27 protein-coding genes, 1 tRNA gene and 1 pseudogene are annotated in these 26,330 nt (G+C 68.6%); 18 read left to right on the forward strand and 11 right to left on the reverse strand.

Going from position 1 to position 26,330, the window contains the following annotated elements; all coding sequences use genetic code 11:
- Positions 1-33: 33 nt before the first annotated feature.
- Positions 34-558, forward strand: a complete 525-nt coding sequence (locus U8D42_RS02535; protein WP_322859349.1) for a DUF6611 family protein — start codon at positions 34-36, stop codon at positions 556-558.
- A 10-nt stretch (positions 559-568) separates the two neighbouring features.
- Here U8D42_RS02535 and U8D42_RS02540 read toward each other — a convergent pair whose 3' ends face one another.
- Positions 569-2,086 (reverse strand): sensor histidine kinase, encoded by a 1,518-nt coding sequence (locus U8D42_RS02540; protein WP_322859348.1) that lies wholly within the window; start codon positions 2,084-2,086, stop codon positions 569-571.
- Positions 2,083-2,856 carry a response regulator transcription factor gene (locus U8D42_RS02545; protein ID WP_085239699.1) on the reverse strand — a complete coding sequence of 258 codons (774 nt, stop codon included), beginning with the start codon at positions 2,854-2,856 and terminating at the stop codon, positions 2,083-2,085. The genes U8D42_RS02540 and U8D42_RS02545 overlap by 4 nt, the downstream gene beginning before the upstream one ends.
- A gap of 445 nt (positions 2,857-3,301) precedes the next feature.
- Here U8D42_RS02545 and U8D42_RS02550 point away from each other — a divergent pair, with 445 nt between their 5' ends.
- Positions 3,302-4,669 carry a PPE family protein gene (locus U8D42_RS02550; RefSeq protein WP_322859347.1) on the forward strand — a complete coding sequence of 456 codons (1,368 nt, stop codon included), beginning with the start codon at positions 3,302-3,304 and terminating at the stop codon, positions 4,667-4,669.
- 79 nt (positions 4,670-4,748) lie between these two features.
- On the opposite strand, the gene U8D42_RS02555 is transcribed toward U8D42_RS02550, so the two are convergent.
- The 4 genes from U8D42_RS02555 to U8D42_RS02570 all read right to left on the reverse strand — a co-directional run bounded on the left by U8D42_RS02555 (position 4,749) and on the right by U8D42_RS02570 (position 7,659).
- Positions 4,749-5,033 (reverse strand): WXG100 family type VII secretion target, encoded by a 285-nt coding sequence (locus U8D42_RS02555; protein ID WP_067128747.1) that lies wholly within the window; start codon positions 5,031-5,033, stop codon positions 4,749-4,751.
- A 44-nt stretch (positions 5,034-5,077) separates the two neighbouring features.
- Positions 5,078-5,374: a WXG100 family type VII secretion target gene (locus U8D42_RS02560; protein ID WP_007771418.1), complete on the reverse strand. Its 297-nt coding sequence runs from the start codon at positions 5,372-5,374 to the stop codon at positions 5,078-5,080.
- Positions 5,375-5,536: 162 nt separating this feature from the next.
- Entirely contained in the window at positions 5,537-6,703 is a 1,167-nt protein-coding gene (locus tag U8D42_RS02565; protein WP_322859346.1) for a PPE family protein, SVP subgroup, read from the reverse strand.
- Positions 6,704-6,765: 62 nt separating this feature from the next.
- Positions 6,766-7,659, reverse strand: a complete 894-nt coding sequence (locus U8D42_RS02570; RefSeq protein WP_322859345.1) for a PPE family protein, SVP subgroup — start codon at positions 7,657-7,659, stop codon at positions 6,766-6,768.
- A gap of 356 nt (positions 7,660-8,015) precedes the next feature.
- Here U8D42_RS02570 and U8D42_RS02575 point away from each other — a divergent pair.
- From U8D42_RS02575 to U8D42_RS02595, 5 genes are all read left to right on the forward strand, one after another.
- A tRNA-Leu gene (locus tag U8D42_RS02575) sits at positions 8,016-8,089 on the forward strand.
- 21 nt (positions 8,090-8,110) lie between these two features.
- Complete coding sequence (locus U8D42_RS02580; RefSeq protein WP_348636934.1) at positions 8,111-8,710, forward strand: hypothetical protein; 600 nt, start codon at positions 8,111-8,113, stop codon at positions 8,708-8,710.
- A 158-nt stretch (positions 8,711-8,868) separates the two neighbouring features.
- Positions 8,869-9,159: a hypothetical protein gene (locus U8D42_RS02585; protein ID WP_322859343.1), complete on the forward strand. Its 291-nt coding sequence runs from the start codon at positions 8,869-8,871 to the stop codon at positions 9,157-9,159.
- A 24-nt stretch (positions 9,160-9,183) separates the two neighbouring features.
- Positions 9,184-9,336 (forward strand): DUF732 domain-containing protein, encoded by a 153-nt coding sequence (locus tag U8D42_RS02590; protein ID WP_322859342.1) that lies wholly within the window; start codon positions 9,184-9,186, stop codon positions 9,334-9,336.
- A gap of 98 nt (positions 9,337-9,434) precedes the next feature.
- Positions 9,435-10,661, forward strand: a complete 1,227-nt coding sequence (locus tag U8D42_RS02595; RefSeq protein ID WP_085238965.1) for a methyltransferase — start codon at positions 9,435-9,437, stop codon at positions 10,659-10,661.
- Positions 10,662-10,665: 4 nt separating this feature from the next.
- Here U8D42_RS02595 and U8D42_RS02600 read toward each other — a convergent pair whose 3' ends face one another.
- Positions 10,666-11,679: a chemotaxis protein CheB gene (locus U8D42_RS02600; protein WP_322859341.1), complete on the reverse strand. Its 1,014-nt coding sequence runs from the start codon at positions 11,677-11,679 to the stop codon at positions 10,666-10,668.
- A 206-nt stretch (positions 11,680-11,885) separates the two neighbouring features.
- Here U8D42_RS02600 and U8D42_RS02605 point away from each other — a divergent pair, with 206 nt between their 5' ends.
- Both U8D42_RS02605 and U8D42_RS29315 read left to right on the forward strand, forming a co-directional pair.
- Entirely contained in the window at positions 11,886-12,668 is a 783-nt protein-coding gene (locus U8D42_RS02605; protein WP_322859340.1) for a hypothetical protein, read from the forward strand.
- A gap of 3 nt (positions 12,669-12,671) precedes the next feature.
- Positions 12,672-12,911: pseudogene (locus U8D42_RS29315) on the forward strand (gamma-glutamyl-gamma-aminobutyrate hydrolase family protein); the annotation flags it as partial.
- On the opposite strand, the gene U8D42_RS02610 reads toward U8D42_RS29315, so the two are convergent.
- From U8D42_RS02610 to U8D42_RS02620, 3 genes are read right to left on the reverse strand one after another with little or no spacing between them, the layout of a single operon-like run.
- Positions 12,855-13,868, reverse strand: coding sequence for a VOC family protein (locus U8D42_RS02610; RefSeq protein ID WP_322859339.1), 1,014 nt, complete (start codon positions 13,866-13,868; stop codon positions 12,855-12,857). The pseudogene U8D42_RS29315 and the gene U8D42_RS02610 sit on opposite strands and share 57 nt — an antisense overlap.
- Positions 13,869-13,895: 27 nt before the next feature.
- On the reverse strand, positions 13,896-14,741 hold the full coding sequence (locus tag U8D42_RS02615; protein WP_322859338.1) for an alpha/beta fold hydrolase: 846 nt from the start codon (positions 14,739-14,741) through the stop codon (positions 13,896-13,898).
- A gap of 10 nt (positions 14,742-14,751) precedes the next feature.
- Positions 14,752-16,299 carry a bifunctional 3-(3-hydroxy-phenyl)propionate/3-hydroxycinnamic acid hydroxylase gene (locus tag U8D42_RS02620; protein ID WP_322859337.1) on the reverse strand — a complete coding sequence of 516 codons (1,548 nt, stop codon included), beginning with the start codon at positions 16,297-16,299 and terminating at the stop codon, positions 14,752-14,754.
- Between the two features lie 85 nt (positions 16,300-16,384).
- On the opposite strand from U8D42_RS02620, the gene U8D42_RS02625 reads away from it, so the two are divergent.
- Genes U8D42_RS02625 through dmpG form a run of 4 tightly spaced genes read left to right on the forward strand, consistent with a single transcriptional unit; the run spans position 16,385 to position 19,827 of the window.
- A complete protein-coding gene (locus tag U8D42_RS02625) occupies positions 16,385-17,041 on the forward strand; it encodes a TetR/AcrR family transcriptional regulator (protein WP_322859336.1) in 657 nt (218 codons plus the stop codon).
- 5 nt (positions 17,042-17,046) lie between these two features.
- The gene (locus tag U8D42_RS02630; protein WP_322859491.1) at positions 17,047-17,835 is read left to right on the forward strand and encodes a 2-keto-4-pentenoate hydratase; all 789 of its coding nucleotides are present in this window, start codon (positions 17,047-17,049) and stop codon (positions 17,833-17,835) included.
- 37 nt (positions 17,836-17,872) lie between these two features.
- On the forward strand, positions 17,873-18,805 hold the full coding sequence (locus U8D42_RS02635) for an acetaldehyde dehydrogenase (acetylating) (RefSeq protein WP_322859490.1): 933 nt from the start codon (positions 17,873-17,875) through the stop codon (positions 18,803-18,805).
- A 41-nt stretch (positions 18,806-18,846) separates the two neighbouring features.
- A complete protein-coding gene (gene dmpG / locus U8D42_RS02640) occupies positions 18,847-19,827 on the forward strand; it encodes a 4-hydroxy-2-oxovalerate aldolase (protein WP_431523853.1) in 981 nt (326 codons plus the stop codon).
- A gap of 31 nt (positions 19,828-19,858) precedes the next feature.
- Here dmpG and U8D42_RS02645 read toward each other — a convergent pair whose 3' ends face one another.
- Positions 19,859-21,049 carry an AI-2E family transporter gene (locus U8D42_RS02645; RefSeq protein WP_348636935.1) on the reverse strand — a complete coding sequence of 397 codons (1,191 nt, stop codon included), beginning with the start codon at positions 21,047-21,049 and terminating at the stop codon, positions 19,859-19,861.
- 230 nt (positions 21,050-21,279) lie between these two features.
- On the opposite strand from U8D42_RS02645, the gene U8D42_RS02650 reads away from it, so the two are divergent.
- The 5 genes from U8D42_RS02650 to U8D42_RS02670 all read left to right on the forward strand — a co-directional run bounded on the left by U8D42_RS02650 (position 21,280) and on the right by U8D42_RS02670 (position 26,311).
- A complete protein-coding gene (locus tag U8D42_RS02650; protein ID WP_322859333.1) occupies positions 21,280-22,035 on the forward strand; it encodes a dienelactone hydrolase family protein in 756 nt (251 codons plus the stop codon).
- A gap of 11 nt (positions 22,036-22,046) precedes the next feature.
- Positions 22,047-22,322 carry a DUF6295 family protein gene (locus U8D42_RS02655; RefSeq protein ID WP_322859332.1) on the forward strand — a complete coding sequence of 92 codons (276 nt, stop codon included), beginning with the start codon at positions 22,047-22,049 and terminating at the stop codon, positions 22,320-22,322.
- Positions 22,319-23,092 (forward strand): DUF427 domain-containing protein, encoded by a 774-nt coding sequence (locus U8D42_RS02660; protein ID WP_322859331.1) that lies wholly within the window; start codon positions 22,319-22,321, stop codon positions 23,090-23,092. The genes U8D42_RS02655 and U8D42_RS02660 overlap by 4 nt, the downstream gene beginning before the upstream one ends.
- Before the next feature lie 372 nt (positions 23,093-23,464).
- A complete protein-coding gene (locus tag U8D42_RS02665; protein ID WP_322859330.1) occupies positions 23,465-24,532 on the forward strand; it encodes a WD40 repeat domain-containing protein in 1,068 nt (355 codons plus the stop codon).
- Between the two features lie 147 nt (positions 24,533-24,679).
- Complete coding sequence (locus tag U8D42_RS02670) at positions 24,680-26,311, forward strand: long-chain fatty acid--CoA ligase (RefSeq protein WP_322859329.1); 1,632 nt, start codon at positions 24,680-24,682, stop codon at positions 26,309-26,311.
- The last annotated feature ends 19 nt before the right edge of the window (positions 26,312-26,330 follow it).

Raw genomic sequence — 26,330 nt, forward strand, 5'->3', positions numbered from 1 at the left:
CCCGCCCAGGTGCCAATTTCCGGACCGGGTTGGTTGTCGCGCCTGCTGGACGGCGCCCACCCCTGGGGATCGTACGAGGCCGTGGTCGGCCGGTACGGTGTGCGCCGCTACAGCCTGACCATCTACCCGCCCGGAGCCACTACCACTGACCGGCGGCTGGCGCGGCTCTGGCGTGCTTGGCCGATAACTGCCGCCACGCTCATGCTGCTGTGCGTCATGGTGTTCGGCACTGCGATGACCTCGCCCGACACCGTTCTGACAGTTGCTGCGACCGGCTACCTGGGGATCAGCATGTTCCTCTTCCTACGGGCCGGGCCCCGCCGCGTTCGAGGCAGGTCGATGTCGATCATCCTCATGCCCAACACCGCCGACGTGCAGGAGCTGCGCAGGTACATGCAATGGCGAACGCTGGTCGAAATGCTCGTCGATGCCGACCGCATGTTGACGGCTCGTGCCATCTCACCTGTCCAGCATGAGGCCACCTGGTGGGAGGCCTATGACGGTTTGGCGGCGATCACGGATGTCGGGAAGCGGCCTGCGTCGGGCAGTCCCCGATGACGGTCACACCCTAGGTGCCGGGGCCGGCGATCATCGGGATCCGCACCCGGAAAACCGTTCTGCCCTCGGCGGATTCGGCGGCGACGGACCCGTGGTGGGCCTTGACGATCGAATCGACGATGGCCAGGCCCAGCCCGGTGCCCGAGCTGTTGAGCCTCGAGTTGTGCGCCCGGGCGAACCGTTCGAACAAGCGGGGGAGAAGCTCGGGGTCGATGCCCGGCCCGTCGTCGGTGACGGTCAGTTCCGCGAACGGGGGCTCGGACCCGTCGCGGCGGCTGGTGATCGCCGTCGTGACGGTGACCCCGGGCGGGGTGTGCACCCGGGCGTTGTTGAGCAGGTTGCTGACCAGCTGGTGCAGCCGGGCGCGATCGCCGCGGACCCACACCGGTTCGTCGGGTAGGTCCTTCACCCAATTGTGCGTGGGCGCCGCGACCGCCGCGTCGTTCACGGCGTCGACCACCAGGTCCGCGAGGTCGACGTCCTCGCTCTGCAGGTCTTGCCCCTCGCCGAGGCGGGAGAGCAGCAGCAGCTCGTCGACCAGCAGCGTCATCCGCTGCGCTTCGGACTCGATGCGGGCCAGCGCGTATTCGGTGGTCGGCGGCAACTGCGAGCTGTCCTGGCGGGTGAGTTCGGCGTATCCCTGAATCGCCGCCAGCGGCGTTCGCAGCTCGTGGCTGGCGTCGGTGATGAATTGCCGCATGCGCAGGTCGGATTCGGCGCGCTGCGCCAGCGCGCTGTCGACGTTGTCCAGCAGCCGGTTCAGGGTGTGGCCAACGATGCCGACCTCGTTCTGCTGGTTGGTGTCCCGCGGCCGCACCCGGACGCTGATTCGGTGGTCGTCGTCGGTGAGCGGCATGGCGGCGACTTCCGCGGCGACACCGGCCAACCGGCGCAGCGGTCGGAGGGTGTAGCCGACGACCCACACGGTGAGCCCGGCGGTGACCGCCAGAGCGGCGGCTATGAGCACGGTGGTGGTGAGTTGCTTGCGGGCGATGATCTGGTCGGCGAGATTCAGGGACACCCCGGCGACCAGCACGTCGGGTCCGTCGACGTGGCTGTTGACCCGGTAGAACCCGAGGCTGCCAAGGTTTTCGGTTCGTGGCGGTCCCTCGCCCCATGACTGCGCTTCGATCGCCCGAATCACGTCGGCGGGCGCGGGCCGCGCTTCGGCCTCCGAGAACACCGCCGATCCGATGACGGCGCCGTTGTGCAGCACCACGATCAGGTTTCCCGGCGTCTGGTCGGGGAACTGCAGCATCGCCTGGCCCAGCGGCTTGGCGGTGCCGGGCGAATCCCGTTCACTCTCAAGGTATTTGCCGTAAGAGTGGCCCAGCGCATCCAACGAACCGGCGACGTCGGCGTCGCTCATCGAGGTGACGTAGCCGCGCAGGCTCAGCACGGAGACGATTCCCACCGTCATCAGCACCACGCTGACCACGGCCAGTACGCCCAACAGCAATTGGCGCCGTAACGAACGGGGTAGCCACCGCGGAAGGTCTCCGGCCAGGGCGTCCCGGTTCCGGCTCATTCCGGGGGCCGCAGCATGTATCCGACACCACGCACGGTGTGAATCATCGGATCCCGGCCGGAGTCGATCTTCTTCCTCAGATATGAGATGTACAGGTCGACGATGCTGGTACGGCCGGCGAAGTCGTAGTTCCAGACGCGGTCCAGGATTTCGGTTCGGCTCAGCGCCCGGCGGGGATTGCGCATGAGGAACCGCAGCAGCTCGAACTCGGTCGAGGAAAGCGATATCTGGGTTCCGTCGCGGGTCACCTCGCGGCTGGCGGTGTCGAGGCGCAGATCGCCGACTTTGAGGGTTTCGGCGGCCGGCGGCGTCTGCTGGCCGGAACGGCGCAGCAACCCCCGCAGCCGGGCGACGAGCTCCTCGAGGCTGAACGGCTTGGTCATGTAGTCGTCGGCGCCGGCGGTCAGGCCGGTGACCCGGTCCATGACCGAGTCGCGCGCGGTCAGGAACAGCGTCGGGGTGTAGGCATCGGACTGGCGGACACGTTCCAGGATTCGGAGCCCGTCGACGTCGGGAAGCATGATGTCGAGCACGAGGACGTCGGGGTTGACCTTGTCGTACTTCGCCAGTGCCTCGCGCCCGTTGTGGGCGATGTCGACGACCCAGCCCTCGTAGTGCAGCGCCATCTTCACCAGGTTCGTCAGCGCCGGCTCGTCATCGACCAGTAGGACCCTGATCGGCGATCCATCGGCGCGGTAGATCCTGGGCAACTGCCCGAGAATGGCCTGGCGGGGGCGCTGACCCCCCGCGTAGCCCGACATTGCGGTCATGTTCTTCCATTCTGGCAAACACACACCTAACTGTCACGGGACTCATAGAAACCTCAAATGTCGAGTTGTCGGCCGCGTCACATCACATGCCGTTCAAATATGAGTTTTCTATGTGTCGCATCAGCCAACTTGAGATGAGTTGATTCCCCAAAAATACTGGGCTACAGCGTTGTTGGTCTGGCGGGCCGGATCATTTCCGAGGTTAGGCTGTCCAAATCATCAGCGCAAGAGCGGATTTCGGTGACTGAAACCCATGTCATTGCGACGAGTACCGTCGGTGCCGAACACGTACGCACGACGGCCGGAGACGACGACGTCTCCAATCGTCGTTAATGGCACGTTACGTGCTGTTACGAATCTTGGTTACCCGAAACCGTTTTCAGATGCATTTCGGGTCGGCGGAACGCCGCGGCGACTGCGGTCACGCCACTAGCGAAGGAAAGCAATGGATTTTGGAGCGTTGCCTCCGGAAGTCAACTCCGGTCGGATGTATGTGGGGCCCGGGCCCGCGACGCTGCTGGCCGCCTCGGCGGGATGGGACGCGCTGGCCCTGGAGCTGAACTCGACCGCCGGCGGCTATGAGTCGGTGATCACCACCCTGATGGACGAATGGCTGGGCCCGACTTCGGCGTCGATGGCCGCCGCCGTCGCACCCTACGTGGTGTGGCTGCGTGCCACCGCCGAACTCTGCGAGCAGTCGGCGACCCAGGCCACGTCCGCGGCGGCGGCCTACGAGGCGGCGTACGCCATGACCGTGCCACCGCCGCTCATCGCGGCCAACCGTGCCCGGCTCATGGCGTTGATCGCGACCAACGTCCTGGGGCAGAACACGCCGGCGATCATGGCCACCGAGGCCGAGTACAGCGAGATGTGGGCCCAGGACGCGACCGCGATGTACGGCTACGCCGCCAGCTCTGCCTCCGCGTCGACCTTCAGCGCCTTCGCGCCGCCGCCGCAGACGACCAATCCGGGCGGGGCCGCCGGCCAGGCCGGCGCGGTGACCCAGGCCACCGGCACCCAGGCCGGCAGTGCGGCACAGACCGCGTCATCGCAGGTGATGTCCACCGTTCCGCAGGCGCTGCAGAGCATGTCGACGCCCGGGTCCACGTCCGGTGCGGGCCTCTCGCAGGCGGCGGTGGGTACCGGGGCGTCGCTGGGAACGTCCGGGGCCTCGAGCCCGCTCGGTGCGCTCTCGAGCCTGACCGGCACGTCCAAGAGCGCGACGAAGACGGCCAGCACCGGCCTGGGGGCCGCGTCGGGTCTGGGGACCGCTCTCGGCGGCACCACCGGCGCGGGAAATACGGCCGGGCTGGCCTCGGACGCGATCGGGGTGGGATCGGATTTCGCCGGTTTCGGTGGGGATGGCGCAGGATTGGGCGCCGACGGCGCAGGGATTGGCATGGACGTGTACGGCCTGGGCATCGACATGGAGGGCGCGGGCTCGATCATCGGTGCGGAGGGCGGCGCGATTCCGGGCGTAGCCGGCCTCGGGGACGCGGGTGGCCTGGGAACCCTCGGGCCGATCGGTGGACTCGGCGAAGGCGCGTCGGCGGGCGTGGGCCAGGCGGCCTCGTTAGGGACGTTGTCGGTGCCGCCGACCTGGGCCGACACCGTGTCGTCGGTGACACCGCTGCCCGCCACCCTCGACGCCGGCGCCACGCCGGCCGGGTGGAGCGCGGCGCCGGCGCCGTCGCAAGCCACCGGGATCTCCAAGCTGCCGCTGGGCGCCATGGTCGGGCGTGAGTCCGACGGCGGGGTTCAGCGGATAGGGTTCCGCCCGTCGCTCATCCCGCGTTCGCCGGTGGCGGGGTAACGCCGGGCCGAAAGCTGTTCGGGACACCGAAAGGGCCCGCACACCGTGGTGTGCGGGCCCTTCGAGCGGAGACGCGGTGTCAGGCCCAGCTGGACCCGACGGCGCTGTCGGTGCTGGCCATGTTGCTGCCGGCGCTTTGCACCTTCTGCCCATGGGCGTTGGCCTGCTCGTAGATCACCTGGAAGTTGCGACCCAACTGGGTGATGAACTCCTGGCAGGCCACCGAACCCGCACCGCCCCAGAAGTCACCCGCAGCAAGCACATCGCGAACGATGGCCTGGTGCTCAGCCTCCAGAGACGCGGCCTGGGCGCGGATCAACGCACCGTGGGCGTCGACATCGCCGAACTGGTAGTTAATGCTCATTGCTTAGCTCCTAAAAAGTGTTGGACTGCAGCGATTTTCGGCTGTTAGCTGCCCAGGATCTGCTGCGAGGCCTGCTCTTGCTGCTCGTAGTTGTTCGCGTCGCGGATCAGTCCGTCGCGCACGCCGTGGAGCATGTTGACGATGTTGCGGAAGGCCTGGTTGACCTGCCCCATGGTGTCGTACGAGGTAGCCTGCGCCTGACCGCTCCAGCCCGAGCCGGCGATGTTCATCGAAGACGCCCACATCTTGCGGGCCTCGTCCTCAACGGTCTGGGCGTGGACCTCGAAGCGGCCCGCCATCGCCCGCATCTCGTGCGGGTCGGTCATGAAACGTGTTGCCATGTTTTTTCTCCTTATCCTTCAAGCCTTCAGTGCCGAAGTCTTAAAAGTGTGTAATTGATGCGGTGGTGGCCGCGTTATGGACAGATTACGGCCTACCGGCTAACTGCTCGCCTCAAACGGGTGACATGTACCCCCTTATTTCCCGTATCGGTGGTCCAGACATCAGACGACAACCTGCTTGGGCATGACGATCGGCTTGAAGCCGTACCGCGGGCCCGAGCCGTAGGCTCCGGCGCCCTTGGCCGCCGCGGCCATGCCCGGCATGCCCGGCATCGCGGTGACCGGCTCCGCCTCGGCCGCGGCGGTCCAGCCGGAGCCCTCGAGCGGTGCGGTGGAGGACGCCAACGACGCCGGGGCGGCGGCATTCCAGCCGGCCGGCACGGACAGCCCGCCGACCGCCGAGGCCTCACCCAGGGCGGCCGATGCACCCGCTCCCGACACCGAGCCGACCATGGTGCCCTGCACCATCCCGCCGGCGAGCGGCGTGACGGAGTCGGTGAGCGCGAACGGGATCGACGGCACTGAGCCGAGTGTGTGGCCCAGCGACACGGCTGTCGGGATGGTGTTCATGACGAACCAGGCCGCGGTGTTCACGCCGCCGTTGATGCCGTTGAGCACAGCCGGGGTGCCCAGGAAGTTGTCGATCGAGCCCAGAATGCCCGTGGTCTGGAAGGGCAGGGTGGGCGCCGCCGCGGCGGCCAAAGGTGCCGCGGAGACCGGGGCCGCCAACGCCTGGGCCGTGCCACCCGTCGAGTCGGCCGTGAGCGCGGTGCTGTCGAGTGCCGCGGCCACCGTGGGGTTGGTGGTCGACGTCAGCGGCGTGACGGGCGTCAGCACCCCGGCCACCGCCGATGCGGCCTGGTAGGCGGCCATCATGGCGGCGTCCTGGGCCCACATCGCGGCGTAGTCGGCTTCCGCCGCGGCGATCGCGGCCGAGTTCACACCCAGGAAGTTGGTCGCGACGAGCGTCGCCAGCAACGTCCGGTTGGCCGCGATCACCGGCGGCGGCACCGTCGCCGCGAACGCCGCCTCGTAGGCGGCCGCCGAGGCGGTGGCCTGCGCGCCCGCCTGCTCGAGCGTCGTCGCCGTCTCGGTCAGGTAAGTGATGATCGGCTGGGCCGCGGTCGCCGCCGCGGCAGACCCGCCTCCCGTCCAATTCTCGGTGGTCAGCAGCGAGACGATCGACTCCCACTGGGTTGCCGTGGCGCTCACCTCGGCGGCCAGGTTGGCGTACGCCGTCGCGGCCGCCATCAGCGGCGCGGCGCCCGCGCCGGCGTACATGAGCGAGGAGGTGATCTCCGGGGGAATTGCTGCAAAGTCAAGAACCATTTGTGTTTCCCGCTCCTTTTGTCTTTTGGAATGTGATGTCTTTTGAGGGAGGAGTCCGACGGTTAGACGGTCGCCGGTTTCGGCATGACAATCGGCTTGACGCCGTAGCGCGGCGCGCCGAAGCCGGCGCTGTTGCGCGCGGCCGCGCCCATCCCCGGCATCCCCGGGATGATCGTCCCCGTGCCGGCCTGCGGGGCGGCGGCGGTCCAGCCCACCGTTTGCAGCGGTGCGGCGCTGGTGCCGACCACCGGGCTGGCCGAGCCGGCCCAACTCGGCGGCACCGAGAGGTTGCTGACCATGGTCGCCGAGCCCATCGAGGCCATCGGCATGGCGCCCATGCCGGCGCCGGCCATGGGCGTCGTGACGTCGGCGAGGCCGGCCGCGTCGGCGGCGGCACCGGCGGCATCGGCCGCCGAGGTGTCGAGCAGGCCGCCACCGGCCAGCCCCAGCAGGTCCGAAGCCGCGGAGGCCCAGTTGCCGAAGCCGATGTTGCCGATGTTGGCGCCGTTGCTGGAGAGGCCGAAGATTCCGCCCAACATGTTCGGGTTGGTGCCGTTGCCGGTGCTGCCGAGCAGCCAGGCCAGGTAGTCGAGCGGGGTGTTCGTGGGCGTGGCAGCGGCCGCAGCAGCGGGATCCGCAGCCATGGTCGCGTTCGACAGCGTGGCCTGGGCGGCGTTGACGGCCTCGGTGTTGGCGTAGCTGCCGGAGCTGATGCCCAGGGTCTGCGCATACTGTTCGAGCTGCGCCTGTGCCTCGGCGGCGATGGCCTGGTACTGGGTGCCGAACGCCGAGAAGATCGCCGCCTGCTGGGCCGACACCGGGTCGGCGGCCGCGGGAGCGATGACCGTGGTCGCCGACGCGGCGCCCGTGTTCTGCGCCGCCAGGTTGGTGTTGATCCCCGACAGCAGCTGCTCCGCAGCTAGCATCTCTTCTGTCTGTGTCGTCAGAAATGACATCTATTGCTCCCTAGTGTTCGGAACGGCCGACCCCCATGCGGTGGATCGACCCTGAGTGTTCGCGTAACGGCCCCTGTGCGTTGGCGTAACACTAACGACCCCCGACTCCACGTTCCCGACCGAAAGGGCCGGGGTGACAGCCGTTTACGGCTTCTTAACGAGGAAGGCGGCAGTTTTAACACGGTCCTGTCGGACGACATAGCGGTGTCATCTGTCATCTGCCCGAAAACCGTGGTGAAGGCGCGCGCCGGCGGATCCTAGCCGACGCACCCCCGAGTCGCATTTAGGCGATTTCGCGCGATACAACGGGATGCGGTGTCCCGGATTCGGCGCCCGCGCGCTAGATTCGCCGCCGAGCCCCCATAGCCCAATTGGCAGAGGCAGCGGACTTAAAATCCGCCCAGTGTCGGTTCGAGTCCGACTGGGGGCACCGGCGTCGGCGCAGGTCGGGATGGGTAGCGCGGTCGCTGATCCGGTGATCGCTCAGGGTTGCCTTGCCGTCGAAGATAGAGCCTTTGTGCTCTGTCCGAGCGGCGTTGTCGGGGCGAAGGATCACCGTGCACAGGGTTTAGGAGGCCGGGTGATCAAGCAAGCCATTGGGGTCGTTGCGGTGGTTCTTCTCGTCGCAGGGTGTTCGACTCACACACACCCCAGCGGCGGCGGCGTCACCACGACAACGCCGCACGCCCAAGCCGTGCGCGGATGGGTCGAGCTGACCACGGGCGACATGCAGAAGCTGGGAATCGCCATGGGCAAGGCCACCTTCGCCATCGGCAGCCGGGACTACCCCGCTCTCGCGGCGGCTTGCCACGATGGTCATGACGCGGCGATCTCCCTGCAGGGCCACCTGCCGTCGCCCAACAAAGAACTCACCGACGCTCTACAAGCCAGCCTCGACGACTTCGACGCCGCGTCCCACTTCTGCGTCGCCGCGATCGAGGACCGCGATGCCAACGAGGCCCGCCACGCGGGCGAATTCATGAACTCTGCCGAGGGGCACCTCTCCACCGCCACCGCCATCCGCGATCGCCTCGTCAACGGAAACCCCTAGGGCTTAGGTCGAGCCGGCCTCGTCGGCGCTCGACGGAATGCGACAAAGGGTCCGGCGCGGGAGGACCTTGGCCCCTACCTCTGGCGGCCGGGCAGCGTCGACAGTGAGATCACACGACTTCGTGGCGACCGAGAGAGGGCAACGAAATGAATCGCGAAATGAGCAAGTTCTTCTGCGGAGCGTTCGCCGGCATCGCCTACGCGCACGCGGGCTATGCCGTCGCCGCATCCGCCGGCATCATCGACGAGCCCATCTTCCTCGGGAGGAAATGGGGCGTCGGGTTCATGTGGACGGAGGCCGTTGTGTACACGGCGATCAGCGCGGCTCTCGGGTACGCCGGGTGGCGTTCACGACCCGTCACGCTGCGCGACGTGAGCGCGCCGGAGACGAACGGGCAGTCCACGCAGGCGGCGGCCGGAACGAAAGTACCGGTGCCTTCGCCGAATTGATCGGTCTCCACCTTCAATGCCAGCGTGCTGGCATTGAAGGTGGAGTACGGCTCCGACCTCTCGACGCGGGAGTCCAGTTACTTCGCCGGCCTGTCCGTGGCCGCGTATTGCCCGCAGTGCCGGGGCCGTATCGACAGCTCGCTGATCTGGGTGATTCCGGGGCCCTCGCTGATGTGAACGCGAACCGCGGCCATGGCGTCATACCGTCGACGGGTTGAAAGGCGGTAGGCACAGTAAGTTTGTCGCGACCGCCACCGTGAAGGAGTTGGACCGAAGTGACCGACGATCCGCGGGGCGACGGCGTCTCCCGCCAATACGATCGGTGGGAGTATCCGCCACCGGTGACCGACCTTGCGGCCTGGAGCACCAACCACTGGGATTGGTTCGACCCCTTCCGGGCGCACCGGGTCTTATGGCCAAACCGTGACTACCAGCCGGACCTCGACATCCTCATCGCGGGTTGCGGCACCTTCCAGGCGGCCCTGTTCGCCTTCACCAACCGCGCCGCCAAAGTGGTCGCCATCGACGTCAGCCGGTCCGCGCTCAAGCACCAGCAATATCTGAAAGACAAGCACGGCCTGGACAACCTGGAATTGCACCTCCTCCCCATCGAAGAAGTGGCGACGCTGTCCCGCGACTTCGATCTGATCGTTTCCACCGGCGTCTTGCACCACATGGCAGACCCGCTGGCCGGCCTCGAAGCGCTCGGCGGATGTCTGCGCACCGATGGGGTGCTGGCCGTCATGCTTTACGCGAAGTACGGCCGCATCGGTGTCGACATGCTTGAATCGGTGTTTCGCGACCTCGGACTGACGCAGGACGACGCATCGGTCCAATTGGTCAAAGAGGCGATCACGGTGCTGCCGGCGGACCACCCGGTGCGGTCCTACCTGAAGAACGCGCGCGATCTGATGTCCGACGGCGCCCTGGTGGATACGTTCCTGCACAGTCGCCAGCGAAGCTACACCGTTACCGAATGCCTCGACCTGGTCAGCTCTGCCGGGCTGGCATTCCAGGGATGGTTTCACAAGACGCCTTACTACCCACACCATTTCGTCGCGCCGGCGAGCCGGTTCCAGGCGATGCTGGACCAACTTCCGGACGCCCAATTGTGGTCCGTGATGGAACGACTGCAGCCGGCTAACGCCACCCACTTCTTCATGGCCTGCCGCCCCGAACGCCCGAGAGAGCATTACGCAATCGACTTCTCGACGGCTGAGGCGCTCGACTACGTTCCGCTGGCGCGCACGGCCTGCCTGCTGTCCGGGGACGAAATCCATTTGCCCGGAGCGAAGCTGCGGCTCAACCCGGCCCAGCTGCCCTTCGTCCAGCAGGTCGACGGCCGCCGCACGATGCGGGCGATCATCGAGTCGGTGGCACAGCGCGATGACGTCGGCCCGGAAAACGCCGACCGGGTCAGGGAATTCGGGCGAAAGCTCTTCCAGTCGCTCTGGCGCATCGACTTTTTGGCGATGGCGCTGAACCCCGGCCTCTCCCGGTAACCGTTCACCCCGTTTCGGTGCTCCCGCCGTTGGCGGCTTTCGCCGCCAGAAGCCCCTGGCGCAACGCGGCGATCGCGTGCGCGGCGCGGTTGGCCGCACCGGTATAACCTTCCAAATCCACTGCGCTCTCGGCATTTTCGGCCAGAGTGTGCGACAGTCGCGCGGTATCCTTCAAGGTGCGGATCGCCGCCCAGATCGCTTCCTCGAGTGCTTCACCGTAAGCCGAAAGCAGCGCCTGGGCGGTCCACGCATGGCCGACCGGACAGCGGTACCCGTTGTCGGCAACGGCCATCAGCGCGCCGTTGCAGCTCGGGCACGTGTACCCGGTCGGCGGACCCAGGTCCTCCATGCCGACCGAAGCGGCGAATTGGCTGCCCATCGCGATCCGGTTCTCCAGCTCGAGCCGCCCGTCCGGGTCCGCCGGCAGCTCTTCGATGTCGCGGTCGGCCAGCTGGCCCAGCAGCCTGCCGATGTCCTTCGCCACCGCGGTCTCATCGACCGCGTTGGCTTTCAAGGCATTGTTAGGCAGATCGGGAAAAAGCGCGTCCGCCGGATCCTGGACCACGGTGACTCCTCCCTTGGCCTTGATGGCGCGCAGCCCGGCCACGCCGTCGTCGAGCAGTCCTGACATCAGGACACCGATTGCCCGGGGGCCGTAGTCCAGCGCGACGGATCGGAAGAGCGCGTCGATCCCCGGCCGGTGACCGCTCTCCCACGGCCCGTCCGACAGCGCCACGCGATGGTCGCGGGCAAGCAGATGGTGATCGGGCACGGCGGCGTAGATGCGTCCGGCCTCCAGGACATCGCCGTCGACGGCGGCGACCGCCGGCAACGGGCCGCATCGGCCGATGATCTGCGCCAGCAGCGAAGGCGCTCCCGGGCTCATGTGGATGACGATCATCACCGCGAACGGGAAGTCGGCCGGCATGCCCGCCGCCAGTTCGCACAACGCTTCGATACCTCCGGCGGATGCGCCGATCGCCACCACGCCTTCAGCCGGTCTCGCCGTGCGCTCCATAGCTCGGCCCAGCCTCACCCTGTCCTGGCTGCCAGCTTCCGGAGCCCGCCATCGCCTGCAAACGTCTGGCTTCAAGACTGACGCCGGCGGGGGGCGATGCCAAGGGCCGTAAGCCCCTACTTGGCGGTCCGACCAGACTGACGGGCTGCGGTGTTTCCCCTTGCCGACGACGGCACGGCAATCCGCCGCTCATACACTGGCCCATCGTGGGCATGCTGTCTGGTCTTGCGTCGTGGATCGTTTATTGGGGGCTCGTCGGTAACGTGCCGTTCGGTGCCGCCGCGGTGACGGCCCTGGCGGTCGCGGTCATCGCCCTGGCGGCCGGGGCGGTCGGCGGCAAGCCGGAGCGGACGCTCGAAATCGGTTCTGTCGCAGTGTTTGTGGTGTTGACGGCGCTGACCTTCGCGTTGGGCGACCCGTTCGCCCAACGGTGGATGCTGCCACTCAGCACCGGAGGGTTCCTGGTGGTGGCGCTGGTCGGCACGCTGACGGGCAGGCCCTTCGTGCGCACGTTCGCCGGCGCGGAACAACCCGCCGACGTCGTCAAGACCGAACTGTTCGGCCGGGTAGTGGGGGTCCTGAGCTGGATCTGGGTGGGGACGGCGGCCGGTATGACGGTCTCCTCGGCCATCCCGCCGATCGTGCGGGGTGACGCCACCATCCTGGACGCCAGGACTCCGTTGTCGTACGTGTGTTACTGGCTGATTCCGTTCACGCTGCTGGGTCTGGCGGCGGTGGCCTCGCGGTTCCTGCCCGCGCGGATGCTGATCGGTATCGACGACATCGAGCGCGAAACCTCGTTCGTCGCCTACGACGAGGCCACCATCGACGAGTTGTACTTCCTCGCGCAGGAACACGCCAACCGGGAGGTCGGCCCCGGCAAGGAGGCCTACAACGTCAAGGTGGGAGGCATGGGCACCCCGTTGACCGGCGATGAGTCGCGCAAGTCGTGGCCGTCGACCTACAAGGTGCGCGACAAGCGGCGCTGATCGGTGCCGTCGCCGGGCCCGCCGCTAGCCGATGGCGGCGACCCGCTTCGCCCGGCTACGCCGCGCTCGCGATCGCCGCTAGCCGATGGCGGCGACCCGCTTCGCCCGGCTACGCCGCGCTCGCGATCGCCGCTAGCCGATGGCGGCGACCCGCTTCGCCCGGCTACGCCGCGCTCGCGATCGCCGCTAGTCGTCGGGGATGCCCGGCGCGCTGAGCGCGGCCACGGTGTCTTCCCGGTGCCGTAGCGAGCGGGCGGCCGCCGCGAACTGGTTGAGTTTGGCGACGACGGTCTGCCCTTCCGGACTGTGGCCCCAGATGCTGATGCCCTGGTGGGTGGTGGGGCTCCAGGTGGCCTCGTCGACGACGATGGGGTTCCAGCCCACCTCCCATTCGAAGCCCGACGGCGTCGCCGCGTAGTAGGACAGCTCCTTGTCGTTGGTGTGCTGACCGACCGACAGGGCGATCTCGAATCCCAGTTCCCTGACCCGCTGGTAGGAGCCGACCATGTCGTCGAGCGTGGCGACCTGCACGTTGACGTGCTGCACGCGGGTGCGAATGGGGTTGACAGGCAACGCATTCACCGACGCGATCGCCACCGAGTGGTGGCGTTCGTTGACCCGCAGGAACCGGATCTTGAACTTCATTCCGCTGATGGTCTCGTCGATGTAGTCCGACAGGCGGGCATCGAAGACGTGGTGGTAGTAGCCGCGCACGTCGTGCGGCTTCTTGGTCGTGAGGGCGACGTGGCCCATTCCGCCTGCGCCGGTGACGAATCCGCTGCCCGGGATGTCCAGCGGCAACGGGGCGGTGCGGGCGGTGGTGTAGATCTCCTGGCCGAGCCCGTTGGGGCCGGGGAATCGCAGGAAGCGCTCGACACCGCGCAGCTTCGCCTCTTCGTCGGTGCCCTCGGCGCTGGGCACCCCGTGGTCGGCGACGCGGCGACCGATCTCGTCGAACGTCGGATGGCCGTCGAGCTGCCAGCCCAGCGCCACGACGTCCTCGGCCGGGCCGCGTCGCAGCAGCACGCGACATGCGTCGTCGTCGAGGCGGAACCGGACGGTGTCGGGCGCCATCTCGTCGAGGTGCATGCCGATCGCGTCGCGACCGAAGCGCTTCCAGTCGGTCATCTTGTCGGTTTCGATCACGACGTAACCCAGGTGCGCCTTGCCGAACACCGACGGTCGTGCAGTGGTGGACATCTTGATCCCTGTCGTCTCGTGCAGCGATTAGGTGGTCAGGAACGCGGCGGTGACGGCGTTGAACAGTTCGGCGCGCTCCCACTGGACCCAATGTCCGGTGTTGGCGACGAGCAGGACGTCGGCGTTGGGCAGCCGGTCGGAAAGCATCGCCGCGCCGCTGGGCTTGTTCACCTTGTCGTCGCGGCCCCAGATGACCAGTGTGGGCGTCGGGAGGCTGCCGAGCCGGCGGTCGCGGGTGAAGTCCATCCGCCACAGCGTGCGCAACCCCGCGGGCCTTTGCAGCGGCGGATTCGCCACCACCTCGGGGTCGATCGACGCCCGGTAGCGGGCTTCGATCAGCGAGTCGGGCACCGCGTCGCCGTCATGCACCAGGTACGAGCGGATGAACGTGCGCAGCTTTTCCAGGCTGGGGCCGTCCCCGCCGTAGTAGGCCAGCAGGCTCCGCAGGCCCTCGCTGGGCAACCCGCGGCTGGTCCCGACGCCGCCGGGACCCATCAGCACGAGCTTGGTCACCCGGTGGGGGGTGTCCAGGGCCAGCCGCAACGCACACGACCCGCCGTAGGAGTTGCCGACCAGGTGCGCGCTGTCGATGCCGAGCTCGTCGAGCACGCCCCGGATGTGATCGGCGAGGTATCCGAACGGATCTCGGCGAGAGACGCCCTTGGTGGAGCGGCCGTAGCCGGGCATGTCCGGAACGATGACCCGGAAGTGCTCGGCGAGCGGCTCGATGTTGCGGGCGTAGTTCGACATCCCCGACGCGCCCGGCCCGCCGCCGTGCAACAGCACGACAGCCGGGCCACTGCCGGTCTCGGCGAAGAAGATGTCCTTCCCTTTGACGCGGACGGTGCGTTCGGTGATGGTGTTCGTGGTCACTGGGTCGTCCTCACGCCGTGAAGCCCGCCGGCGGCGGCGGGAGGGGTTGATGGTCGGTGGCGCCGGCATAGACGAAGCCGTCGGGGCGCACGACCACCGCCGAGGCGCCCTTCCCGTTCAGCCAGGCGGTCAGCGACCCGTCGGTGTCGACGACGCAGTCGGCACGCGGAACGCTTTGGGGCGCAATCACTTGCAGGACGGGCACCCCGGCGGCCCGCCAGTCCGGCCAGTCGAATGCGGGGCCGCTGTGCAGCACGGTCCAGCGGCGGCCCACCACGTCGTCGAGACGCACCACGTCGCCCTTTTCGTCGCGGACCCAGGGCTGGGGGATGAGCCAGCCGACGGCCCGGTTTCCGTTGCGGGCCAGCAGACCATCCCGGTAGCGGGCGTCGGGCAACCAGCGGTGTTCACGCAGCCAGGTCAGGAAGTAGGGCAGCTTGCTTGCGGTGCGGAATAGATGATTGCGGGCCGCGGCGCGCCACCGGTTGCGTTCGATGATGAGCTTGCCCGTCTTCACCGCGCGGTTGGTCACCTCCTGCACGTGCGGCAGCCGCTCGGTCTGATAGGTGTCGAGCACGGATTCCGGCAGCGACCCGTTCAGCACGGCCCCGAGCTTCCAGCACAGGTTCGCCACGTCCCGCACCCCCGCGCACATGCCCTGGCCGATCCACGGGGGCATCGCGTGGGCGGCGTCGCCCGCCAGGAAGATCCGGCCCACCCGCCACCGGTCGGCGAAGCGGACGTGGTGGCTATAGCAGGCGAAGCCGAGGATCTGCACGTTCTCCGGCGATATTCCCTGGCGGCGCAGCACCTTCCAGATCGCGTCCTCCGACAGCAGGTCGCGCTCGTCCTCCTCGTCGCGCACCGGGAACTCCCAGCGGTGGTGTCCCAGCGGGGTGGGGCAGTCGACGGTCGGCCGGTCGGGGTTGCAGTGAAACCGGAGCTGGTCGTGACCGGGCCATTGCTTGAGCACCCTGGTGTCGATGACGATCCAGCGCTCGGCGTAGGTGCGGCCGCCGAATCCGACGCCCAACTGGGCGCGGGTGGCGCTGGATCCGCCGTCGGCGGCGATCACGTAGGTGGCGCGGATCCGCCGAAACTCGTCGGTGGTCAGATCGGCCAGCATCAGCTCGACGCCGTCAGTCTGCGGAACCAACCGCAGGCACTCGTGCTCGAGCAGGACGGACACGTTGGGGAAGCGGTCGACGCCCTCGCGCAGCACCTTCTCCAGCGCGGGCTGATAGATGAACTGCTGCGGCGGGTGCCCGTTACCCCTGGACACGGGCAGCAGCTTGACAAAGGGCACGCCGTTGGCGTCGACGAAGTTCGCCCCGCAGCCGGGCTGCATGTCGGCGTTGAGCCGGTCCGCCAGCCCCACCTGCTGCCAGATGCGAACCACCTCCTCGTCGGTGGAGATGGCGCGTGCCCGCGCATAGATGTCGGGATCACGTTCCACCACAACGACGTTCAGTCCCAGTTGACCCAGCAGGTTCGCCGCGGTGCAGCCGACCGGGCCGTAGCCGACGATCGCCACGTCATAAGTCTTTCGGTCCGTCATCTCGGCCCTTCCGGCGACTTGTTAATGTAGTGATCCATACATTAAGCTTTCGTCAGGTGAGCGTCAACACCCCGAAGGAGGCACCGTGACCGCCGACGCCGGCAGCACCGGCCCCACCGGATCCCGCGCCGGACGGCGCACCCGGGCCAACGGGGAGCAGTCGCGCGAGCGGATCCTGGACGCGGCGACGGAGGTCGCCACCGAACGCGGGTACGACGGCACCACCATCTCGCTGGTCAGCAAGAAGAGCGGCCTGCCGCCGACCTCGATCTATTGGCACTTCGCCGACAAGGACGACCTGATCGCCGCGGTCATCGAGCGCAGCTTCGGCCGCTGGCTCGCGGCGCTCGACCTGCCCGGGGGCGCCCTGGTCCAGGAGCGGGTGGCCGACCTCGGCACGCAGGTGGCCAAGGCGCTGCTCGATGCGCCCGACTTCATCCGGCTGGGGTTGATGCTGGCGTTGGAGCGCCGCCCGGTCGAGCCGCGGGCGAGGGAGATGTTCCTCCAGGTGCGCGACGCGGCCTTTCACCGGTTCGAGGCGATCGTGCGCGATGTCGCGCCGGAGCTCGACGAGGAGGGTGTGCGCCTGCTGACCACCTACGCGATCGCCGGGGCCGACGGGCTGTTCATCGCCAAGGAGGTCGGCGGCGACTCGGTGGACCTGATCAAACTGTTCGACCTGCACGCCCGCCTGGTCTTCCAGTCGGCGACCCAACTGCTGCAGTCGGGGGAACTCACGTGATCGAGTTGACCTCCCAGGACCCGCAGCTGGACGAGGCCGCCCAGCGGTTGTACGCGGCGCAGGCGACCGGCAACCCGATCCCTCCGCTGACCGAGGCCTACCCGAGCCTCAATGTGGCGCAGGCCTATTGGGTGCAACGGCGCAACCTCGCGCGCCATCTCGGGGCGGGCGCCCGCGTGCGTGGCCACAAGATCGGGCTGACCTCCGCGCCGATGCAGGCGCTGCTCGGTGTCGACGAACCCGACTTCGGCTACGTCCTGGACACCATGGTGCTGGACGACGGCGCGGCGGTGCCCAGGCGGGCATTCTGCACGCCGCGGGTGGAGCCGGAAGTGGCGTTCCTGCTGCGGGCCCCGCTGCGCGGTCCCGGGGTGACGGCGGCCGCGGTGATGGCGGCCACCGGGGCGGTGGCCGCGGCGCTGGAGATCGTCGACAGCCGCATCGCCGACTGGCGAATCACCCTGGCGGACACCGTCGCCGACAACGCCAGCTCCGGCGCCGTGGTGCTGGGCGAGTGGGTGCCGATCGCGGACGCGCCGTGGCTGCCCGGCACCACCGCGGCGCTCTACCTCAACGACGCGCTCGTCGAAACGGGGCGGGGCGCCGCCGTGATGGGTGATCCGGCGGCGGCCGTCGCCTGGCTGGCCAACGCCCTGGCCGAGTACGGAACGGCGATCGAGGCCGGGCAGTTGGTGATGTCGGGCTCCTACACCACGGCCGCCTTCGTCCAGGCCGGAGACCGCGCAGCGGCCACCATCACCGGCCTCGGCACCGTCGGCGTGAGTTTCGCGTAGGCCGGGAGGAAACACCATGGCCGGTCGGCGATTTCCCGTGGCGATCATCGGGTCGGGCAACATCGGGACCGACCTGATGCTCAAGATCATGCGGGGCGGCGGACCGCTGACGATCGCGGCCATGATCGGCATCGACCCCGCCTCCGACGGGCTGGCCCGCGCGGGCCGGCTGGGGGTGCCGACGTCGTCGGACGGCATCGACGGACTGTTGGCCATGCCGGGCTTCGAGCGGGTCCGCCTGGTGTTCGACGCCACCTCCGCCGAGGCCCACGCCACGCACTGGGATGCGTTGCGGCACAACGGCGTACGTGTACTCGACCTCACCCCGGCCGCGATCGGCCCGTTCTGTGTGCCGGTGGTCAACCTCGAAGACCACCTCGACGCGCCGAACCTCAACATGGTGACGTGCGGGGGGCAGGCCACGGTGCCGATCGTGGCCGCGGTGAACCGGTCGGCGCCGGTGGCCTACGCCGAGATCGTGTCGTCGATCTCGTCGAAGTCCGCTGGCCCGGGCACCCGCGCGAACATCGACGAGTTCACCGAAACCACCGCCACCGCATTGGAAGTCGTCGGCGGCGCGCAGCGGGGCAAGGCGGTGATCGTCCTCAACCCCGCGGACCCGCCGATCCTGATGCGCAACACGGTCTACTGCCTCGTGGAAGGGGATTGCGATCACGCCGCGATCGAGACGTCCATCGCCGCGATGGTGGAGCGGGTCCGGCGCTACGTGCCCGGATATCGGCTCAAGCAACCCGTACAGTTCGAGACGTTCGGTCCCGACCACCCCCTGCACATCCCCGAGACGGGGAAATTCATCGGCACCCGGATCACCGCCCTGCTGCAGGTGACCGGCGCCGCGGACTACCTGCCGGCCTACGCCGGCAACCTCGACATCATGACCTCCGCGGCGCTGGCCACCGCGGAAAGCATTGCGGCGCATTCGTTCACGGGATCGGGGGTGTCGTCGTGACCGACCGGCTCCACATCAGCGACGTCACCTTGCGCGACGGGATGCACGCGGTGCGCCACCAGTACACGCTGCGCCAGGCCGCCGACATCGCCGCGGCGCTCGACGCCGCAGGGGTCGACTCCATCGAGGTCGCCCACGGCGACGGGCTGGGCGGCTCCAGCTGCGTGTACGGGTTCGGCGCACACACCGACCTGGAGTGGATCGAAGCGGTCGCCGGGGCGGTCCGGCGCGCGAAGATCGCCACGCTGGTCCTGCCGGGAATCGGCACCGTCGGCGACCTCGCCGCGGCGCACCGGGCCGGGGCCGCCGTGGTGCGGGTCGCCACCCACTGCACCGAGGCCGACATCTCCGCGCACCACATCGCCGCCGCCCGCGAACTGGGCATGGACACCGTCGGGTTCCTGATGATGAGCCACCTGACCACCCCGCGGACCCTGGCCGAGCAGGCCGGGTTGATGGAGGGGTTCGGCGCCGGCTGCGTCTACGTCGTCGACTCCGGCGGCGCGATGACCATGCGCGACGTCGCCGAGCGCGTCGACGCGGTGCGCCAAAAGCTGTGCGCCGAGACCGAAGTCGGCATCCATGCCCACCACAATCTGTCCCTGGGCGTCGCCAACTCGATGGTCGCCGTCGAGCACGGGTGCCGGCGCGTCGATGCGTCCCTGGCCGGCATGGGCGCCGGTGCCGGCAACGCCCCGCTGGAGGTCTTCATCGCGGCCGCCACCCGGATGGGCTGGCCACACGGCTGCGACCTCAACGCCCTCGAGGATGCCGCCGACGACCTGGTCCGCCCGCTGCAGGAGCGTCCGGTGCGCGTGGATCGCGAGACGCTCACCCTCGGCTACGCCGGCGTGTATTCGAGCTTCCTGCGCCATGCGGAGGCGGCGGCCGAACGGTTCGGCGTCGACGCCCGCACGCTCCTGGTCGAGGCGGGGCGCCGCGGCATGGTGGGCGGGCAGGAGGACATGCTCGTCGACATCGCCCTCGACCTCGCCGGGAGCCGCGCGGCGGCGCGGGCGTAAAAGCCTTCGCGCGCAACGGTTTCGGTGCCGCTCACGCCTCGTCCAGTGCCGGGAACAGCAGTTCCTGCGCGAGCAGCTGCAGGGCCGCCGCCAGCGGGATGGCGACCAGCGCTCCGACCACGCCCAGCCACGCGGCGCCGAGGAGCACGGCGACCACCGTGACGCCGGCCGGCACCCTGACCGCCCGGCCGATGATCCTGGGGGTCAACAGATAATCCTCGCCCAACCGGAATCCCATGTAGAACGCGACGGTCGCGATGGCGATCGGGATCGAGACGCTGAGCGCGACGGCGGCGACGACGAATCCGCCCACCGTCGAGCCGTAGGGGAAGAGGTCCAAGACGGCCACCACGACACCCAGCAGAACCGCGTAGGGGACGTCGAGCAGGACACACCACACGAAAGTGGCGAACCCCGCGATGACCGACGTCAGCACGTTGCCGAAGAGGTAGGCGCCGAACTTCGCCACCACTTCGTCGCCGATCAGGATGGCGCGCGGCCGGCGGGAGTTGGGCATCAGCCGGTAGAAGCCGGCCCGGATGCGGCGCATGTCGGCGAGGAAGTAGATGGTCAGCATGGCCACGATGCCGATGTGGGACAGCACACCGAACACCTCCGACCCGGTGCGGACGACCCCCGCGACGCTGAAACGGCCGGATCCGGTGACCAGCTCGGTGACCCGCTGTTGCAGATGGACGCGCTCGTCGAGCCTGCCGAGCAGCGACGAGCGGTCTTGCATGTGCTGCAGGTAATGCGGCAGTTGCTCGGCGAGCTGGCGCGCCTCCTGCACCAGCGGGGGAATGGTCGCGGCCACCGTCCCGGCGATGAGGGCGAACACGAGCGTCACCACCGCCGTGACCGCCGCCCACCGCGGCAGCCTGTGGTTGACGAGCCACGACACGGCGGTCTCGAGCCCGAGCGCGAAGAACATCGCCACGCCGATCAAGACCAGCACCGAGGACATCGACCCGAGGACACGCACCGCCGCATAGGTCACGGCCACGCCGGCCGAGGCGGTCATTCCCATCACGAACGGGGAGCGCCGGTCGAACCGCTCGCCGCGCCGACCGAAACGATGTTCGTCCGAGCGCAACCGGGCGGCCCGCCGTTCGGCTTCGACGATCACCCCTTCGTCGTCGCGGTGCGGCTGACCCACCAGCCGGTGATGACCCCGACCACCGGCACGGTCTTGGGCCTCTTGATGTTCAGCGCTGTCAACCACGTGCAGTGCCCCATTCGTCAGCGCGGCCAGTCGCTGCCCGGCGTCCCCTACAGCGTGACGTCCGCTCGGCACAACGAGGTCGCACGACACGCGAGGTGAGGGCCCGGGAGGTGAGCTGAACCGTCCGGCCGCGCGGGCGTTCCGATACGTTGGTGTCCGGCGGGGCGGCCCGACCGGCCGCCTGCGCTCCGCCCGGTTGCGGCCCAACCGGCGAGCCCGGAAGGTTTGCGATGAACGCGCTCAGCCCCGACGCCATTCGCGCGGAAACCGTCACCATCACCGGCCACGGCGGCGACGAGATCGAGGCGTACCGCGCCATGCCGCTGGCCGAAGGGAGTCGCGGGGGAGTCGTGTGGATCCACCACATGCCCGGCTACGACCGCGAGACCAAGGAATTCGTCCGGCGGCTCGCCGTCAGCGGCTACCACGCCATGGCCCCGAACCTCTATTCGCGGGAGGCCCCAGGCGCGTCACCCGACGACGCGGCGGCGGCGGCGCGGGCCGCCGGCGGGGTGCCCGACGAGCGGCTGGTGGGCGACGTCGCGGGTGCGGTCGAGCACCTGCGCTCGTTGCCGGGCGCCAACGGCAAGTTCGGCGTCATCGGGCACTGTTCGGGCGGGAGGCACGCGTACCTGGCGGCCTGTTCGCTGCCGTTCGACGCCGCGGTGGACTGCTACGGCGCCTTCATCGTCGAGGACCCGCCGGAGGGCATGCCCAAGGTCATGAAGCCGATCCTGCGGCTCGCGTCGGGTCTGAGTTGCCCACTGCTCGGCCTGTTCGGGCTCGACGACCGATTCCCGGCGCCGGCCGCGGTGGCCACCCTGGACGAGGAGCTCAACAAGCTGGACAAGCCGCACGAGTTCCACTCCTATGCGGGCGCGGGCCACTCGTTCTTCTCCGTCGATCGCCCCGCATACCGGCCGGAGGCGGCGGTCGACGGCTGGCGGCGCATCGACGACTTCTTCGCCACCCACCTGAAAGGCTAGGTACGCCCGCCATGTGCACCCATCTCACCGAACACGTCGCGATCGACGGCAGCGCCAAGGGCGCCACGGGATGGTTCGGCGCCAGCCGCGCGACGGTGTATGTCGATCACCCGGTCCACGCGCCCTACGGCCACACCGTCAACATCGACGTGATCAACCCCCAGCTCGGGCCGTCGGCGCGGGTGGCGCTGGAGCTCACCGAGGAAAGCGCCCTGGCGCTGGCCGACGCCATCCGGGCGGCGATCGCCCATGCGCCGGCCGGTCTGGCCGCCAAGGATCAGACGTGACCGCCGAGCGCGACTACCCGCAGGTGGCCGCCGCCCGCGGGCGGGTCGAACCCGCGCCGCGCCGGGTGCGGGGCTATCTCGGCGACGCGCTGGTCTTCGACACCACCGCCGCGCTTTATGTGTGGGAGGTGCCGCACTACCCGCAGTACTACATCCCCTTGGCCGATGTCCGCGCGGAGTTCCTGCGCGACGAGAACCATCCGCAGCACGTGCAGTTCGGCCCCTCGCGGCTGCATTCCTTGCAGCGCGCCGGCGAGACCCACCCGTCCGCCGCGCGGGTGTTCGACGCCGGCGGTGACGGCCCGGTGGCCGGGACGGTGCGATTCGAATGGGATCCGTTGCGCTGGTTCGAGGAAGACGAGCCGATCTACGGCCATCCGCGCAATCCCTACTCGCGGGTGGATGCGCTGCGTTCACACCGCCATGTTCGGGTGGAGCTGGACGGAATCATGTTGGCGGACACCAGGTCTCCGGTACTGCTATTCGAAACTGGCTTGCCGACAAGGTATTACATCGATCCTACCGACATCGCCTTCGAGCATCTGGAACCCAGCGCGACACAGACGCTGTGCCCGTACAAAGGCGTGGCGTCGGGTTACTGGTCGGTGCGCTCCGGTGGCGTCGTGCACGCGGACCTGGCCTGGACCTACCACTATCCCTTGCCCGCGGTCGGCCAGATCGCCGGTCTGGTGGCGTTTTACAACGAAAAGCTGGACATCGTCGTCGATGGCGTCGCCTTGGTCCGGCCGCACACCCAGTTCAGCCAGTGAGCTGTGTGATCTTTCCCTCTCCGCGGACCAAAGCCTGAGAGTTTCTTAACCTGGACAACCGTACGCGCTGAGCGCGGGCGTTAGCGGCGAAAGCGAAATCCGCCGGATGAGCGTTTGCGTCACTTTCGCTAAGGGTAAGCGACTGCGATACAGCGTAATTGAAAGCCTGAGCAGAACCTGAGTGCGGGGAGTGACGAAGCTAACGTCGGGGAATTTCTGAACCGTTTGACGCGAATTCTGGCCGGTAGACTCGCAAAACCAGTCGCGTCGGCGCCTTTCGGTGCTGAGATCCGGTGGATCCGGAGGCCGAATTGTCGCACACGTCCCGGCGACTTCGCCTCCACGCCGACAACACAGCAAAGGCGGTACAGCGTGAGCGCTTCGAACGGCCGCAAGGCCTTCCAGGATGACTGTGTGTTCCACTTCGACGACACCTCGGTCGTGGCAATTCCGGTGCGAAACGGCCCGATCAGCGACCTCGGCATCAGCCCGGACGGGAGGCGGCTGGTCGTGGTCAACCCCGGCCGCGACATGGTCTCCGTCGTCGACACCGATGCCCGCCAGGTGGTGCAGACCCTCGGCGGCCTCGACGAACCGTTCGCGGTCGCCCTGAGCGGGGGGGACGCGCCGCTCGCCTACATCAGCACCGCAACGTCATCGTATGACTCCGTCGGCGTCGTCGATTTCTCGGCGAACGCGCTCATCGCGAGGCACCCGCTGGCCCACAGTGTGAGCGATCTCACCGTGAGCGCCGACGGGAGGTTCATCTACGCCGGCCGGAACCGGGGCCGCGGCGCCGACGTCGCGGTGGTGGACACCCTCGGGGGCGAGACCGAGGTGATCGAGCTCGCCACCGCGGCGGGGACCACCGCGGACTGCGTGCGCCTCAGCCCCGACGGAAGTCAGCTGTACGTCGCCACCAACGGGCCCTCCGGTGGGCAGCTGGTCGTCGTCGAGGCCGGCCCACCCTCCGACGGCGGCTCCCGCATCGTCGGCATCTACGAGCTCGGCCTGCCCATCCGCGACGTCGCGCTGAGTGGCGACGGCGGCATCGCCTACGTGGCCAGCTCCGGCCCGGTGGTCGGCGCGGTCCTCGACGTCATCGACACCCGAAGCCGCGAGATCACCGGCACGCGCAAGCTCAGCGAGCTCTCCGGTCCGATCACCCGCTTGGCGCTCAGCCGCGACGGGCGCCGCGCCTACCTGGTCAGCGACGGGCACGTCGCGGTCGTGTGCACCGGCACCCACGACGTCGTCGGGGACATCACGGTGGCCGAGCACCCGTCCTGCGTGGTGGAAAGCCCCGACGGGCGATACCTCTACATCGGCGGCCACTCCGGTGTCGTCACCGTCGTGCCGATCGCGGCGGGCGGCGGGCGCCAGGAGGCATCGACCACCCGGCTGCCCGCGGCGGTGCCGCGGGAACCCGTCCTCGCCTAGGTGATTGCCTGCATCCCCGCCTAGCTGGGGCTTAGGGTGGAGGCTGCCGGCGAACAGGCGTTGCCGGCCCGGGACGCGGCCCGCACCGCGCGTGCCGGAGGGTGACATTCAGGCGACGCTGCGCCGCGATCCAAAGGCGGTATCTCGATGGACAGCACGATGCAGGACTTTCCGTTGACGATCACCGCGATCATGCGGCACGGCTGCGGTATCCACGGCGCGCGCACGGTCGCCACCGCCACCGGTGAGGGTTACCGGCGAATCACCTACCGTGAGCTGGGTCAAGATGCCGCTCGGCTGGCGAACGGGTTGCGACGCCTGGGCGTCAGCGGCGACCAGCGGGTGGCGACGTTCATGTGGAACAACGCCGAACACCTGGCGACCTACCTGGCGGTGCCGTCGATGGGCGCCGTGTTGCACACCCTCAACATCCGCCTCTTCGCCGAGCAGATCGCCTATGTCGCCAACGAGGCCGAAGACCAAGTCGTGCTGGTCGATTCGTCGCTGATCAAGTTGCTGGCCCCGGTGCTGGGCGACCTCAAGACCGTGCACACGGTGATCGTGGTCGGGGAGGGCGACGCCGCGGCCTTCGAGGGCGCAGGCAAGACGGTGCTGCGATATGCCGAATTGATCGACGCCGAATCCCCCGACTTCGACTGGCCGGAGCTCGACGAGAAGTCCGCGGCCGCAATGTGTTACACCAGCGGCACCACCGGTAACCCGAAAGGCGTTGTCTACAGCCACCGTTCGAGCTACCTGCACACCATGGCGGCCTGCACCGCCAACGGCATCGGTGTGGGCTCCGTCGACAGCGTGCTGCCCGTCGTGCCGATGTTCCACGCCAACGCCTGGGGCCTGCCCTACGCGGCGCTGATGGCCGGCGCCGACCTGGTGTTGCCCGACCGCCATCTCGACGCGCGGTCGCTGATCCGCATGGTGGAGGACCTGCGACCGACCGTGGCGGGCGCGGTGCCCACGATCTGGAACGACGTCTTGCACCGGCTGGAGGAAGAACCCGACCACGACATGTCGTCGCTGCGGCTGGTGGTCTGCGGGGGATCGGCCGTTCCGGTGTCGCTGATGCGGACCTTCGAGGAGAACCACGGCGTGCAGATCCGCCAGCTGTGGGGGATGACGGAAACGTCGCCGATGGCCACCATGGCGTGGCCGCCGCCGGGAACGCCCGAAGACCAGCACTGGGCGTTCCGCGGGACCCAGGGCCAACCCGTTTGCGGCGTGGAGATGCGGATCGTCGACGACAATGGCCGGGCGCTGCCCAACGACGGTGCGGCCGTGGGCGAGGTGGAAGTCCGCGGCCCGTGGATCGCCGGCTCGTACTACCTGACGGCCGACGACTCGAAGTTCGACTCCGGCTGGCTGCGCACCGGCGACGTGGGACGGATCGACGAGCGGGGCTTCGTGACGCTGACCGACCGGGCCAAGGACGTCATCAAGTCCGGCGGGGAGTGGATCTCCTCGGTCGAGTTGGAGAACAGCTTGATCGGTCACCCGCACGTGGTCGAGGCCGCGGTGGTCGGCGTGCCCGACGAGCGCTGGCAGGAACGGCCGCTGGCCGTCGTGGTGGCCAAGGAAGGCACCACGGTCAACGCCGAGGACCTGCGGAAGTTCCTGGCGGAGAAGGTGGTTCGCTGGTGGCTGCCCGAACGGTGGACATTCGTCGACGAGATTCCGCGTACCAGCGTGGGCAAGTACGACAAGAAGGCCATCCGGGCGCGCTACGCCGAGCACGGCTACTGGGTGGTCGAGACGCGCGACTGAGGGCGGGTCTGACACTCTT

It is taken from the genome of Mycobacterium europaeum (genome assembly GCF_034555895.2).
Lineage (GTDB): Bacteria > Actinomycetota > Actinomycetes > Mycobacteriales > Mycobacteriaceae > Mycobacterium > Mycobacterium europaeum.

Coding starts and splice junctions, on each gene's coding strand:
- U8D42_RS02540 (WP_322859348.1), bottom strand. CDS start 2,086: ATGAGCCGGAACCGGGACGCCCTGGCCGGAGACCTTCCGCGGTGGCTA.
- U8D42_RS02545 (WP_085239699.1), bottom strand. CDS start 2,856: ATGACCGCAATGTCGGGCTACGCGGGGGGTCAGCGCCCCCGCCAGGCC.
- U8D42_RS02550 (WP_322859347.1), top strand. CDS start 3,302: ATGGATTTTGGAGCGTTGCCTCCGGAAGTCAACTCCGGTCGGATGTAT.
- U8D42_RS02555 (WP_067128747.1), bottom strand. CDS start 5,033: ATGAGCATTAACTACCAGTTCGGCGATGTCGACGCCCACGGTGCGTTG.
- U8D42_RS02560 (WP_007771418.1), bottom strand. CDS start 5,374: ATGGCAACACGTTTCATGACCGACCCGCACGAGATGCGGGCGATGGCG.
- U8D42_RS02565 (WP_322859346.1), bottom strand. CDS start 6,703: ATGGTTCTTGACTTTGCAGCAATTCCCCCGGAGATCACCTCCTCGCTC.
- U8D42_RS02570 (WP_322859345.1), bottom strand. CDS start 7,659: ATGTCATTTCTGACGACACAGACAGAAGAGATGCTAGCTGCGGAGCAG.
- U8D42_RS02580 (WP_348636934.1), top strand. CDS start 8,111: ATGGGTAGCGCGGTCGCTGATCCGGTGATCGCTCAGGGTTGCCTTGCC.
- U8D42_RS02585 (WP_322859343.1), top strand. CDS start 8,869: ATGAGCAAGTTCTTCTGCGGAGCGTTCGCCGGCATCGCCTACGCGCAC.
- U8D42_RS02600 (WP_322859341.1), bottom strand. CDS start 11,679: ATGGAGCGCACGGCGAGACCGGCTGAAGGCGTGGTGGCGATCGGCGCA.
- U8D42_RS02610 (WP_322859339.1), bottom strand. CDS start 13,868: ATGTCCACCACTGCACGACCGTCGGTGTTCGGCAAGGCGCACCTGGGT.
- U8D42_RS02620 (WP_322859337.1), bottom strand. CDS start 16,299: ATGACGGACCGAAAGACTTATGACGTGGCGATCGTCGGCTACGGCCCG.
- dmpG (WP_431523853.1), top strand. CDS start 18,847: ATGCACGCGGTGCGCCACCAGTACACGCTGCGCCAGGCCGCCGACATC.
- U8D42_RS02650 (WP_322859333.1), top strand. CDS start 21,280: ATGAACGCGCTCAGCCCCGACGCCATTCGCGCGGAAACCGTCACCATC.
- U8D42_RS02655 (WP_322859332.1), top strand. CDS start 22,047: ATGTGCACCCATCTCACCGAACACGTCGCGATCGACGGCAGCGCCAAG.
- U8D42_RS02670 (WP_322859329.1), top strand. CDS start 24,680: ATGGACAGCACGATGCAGGACTTTCCGTTGACGATCACCGCGATCATG.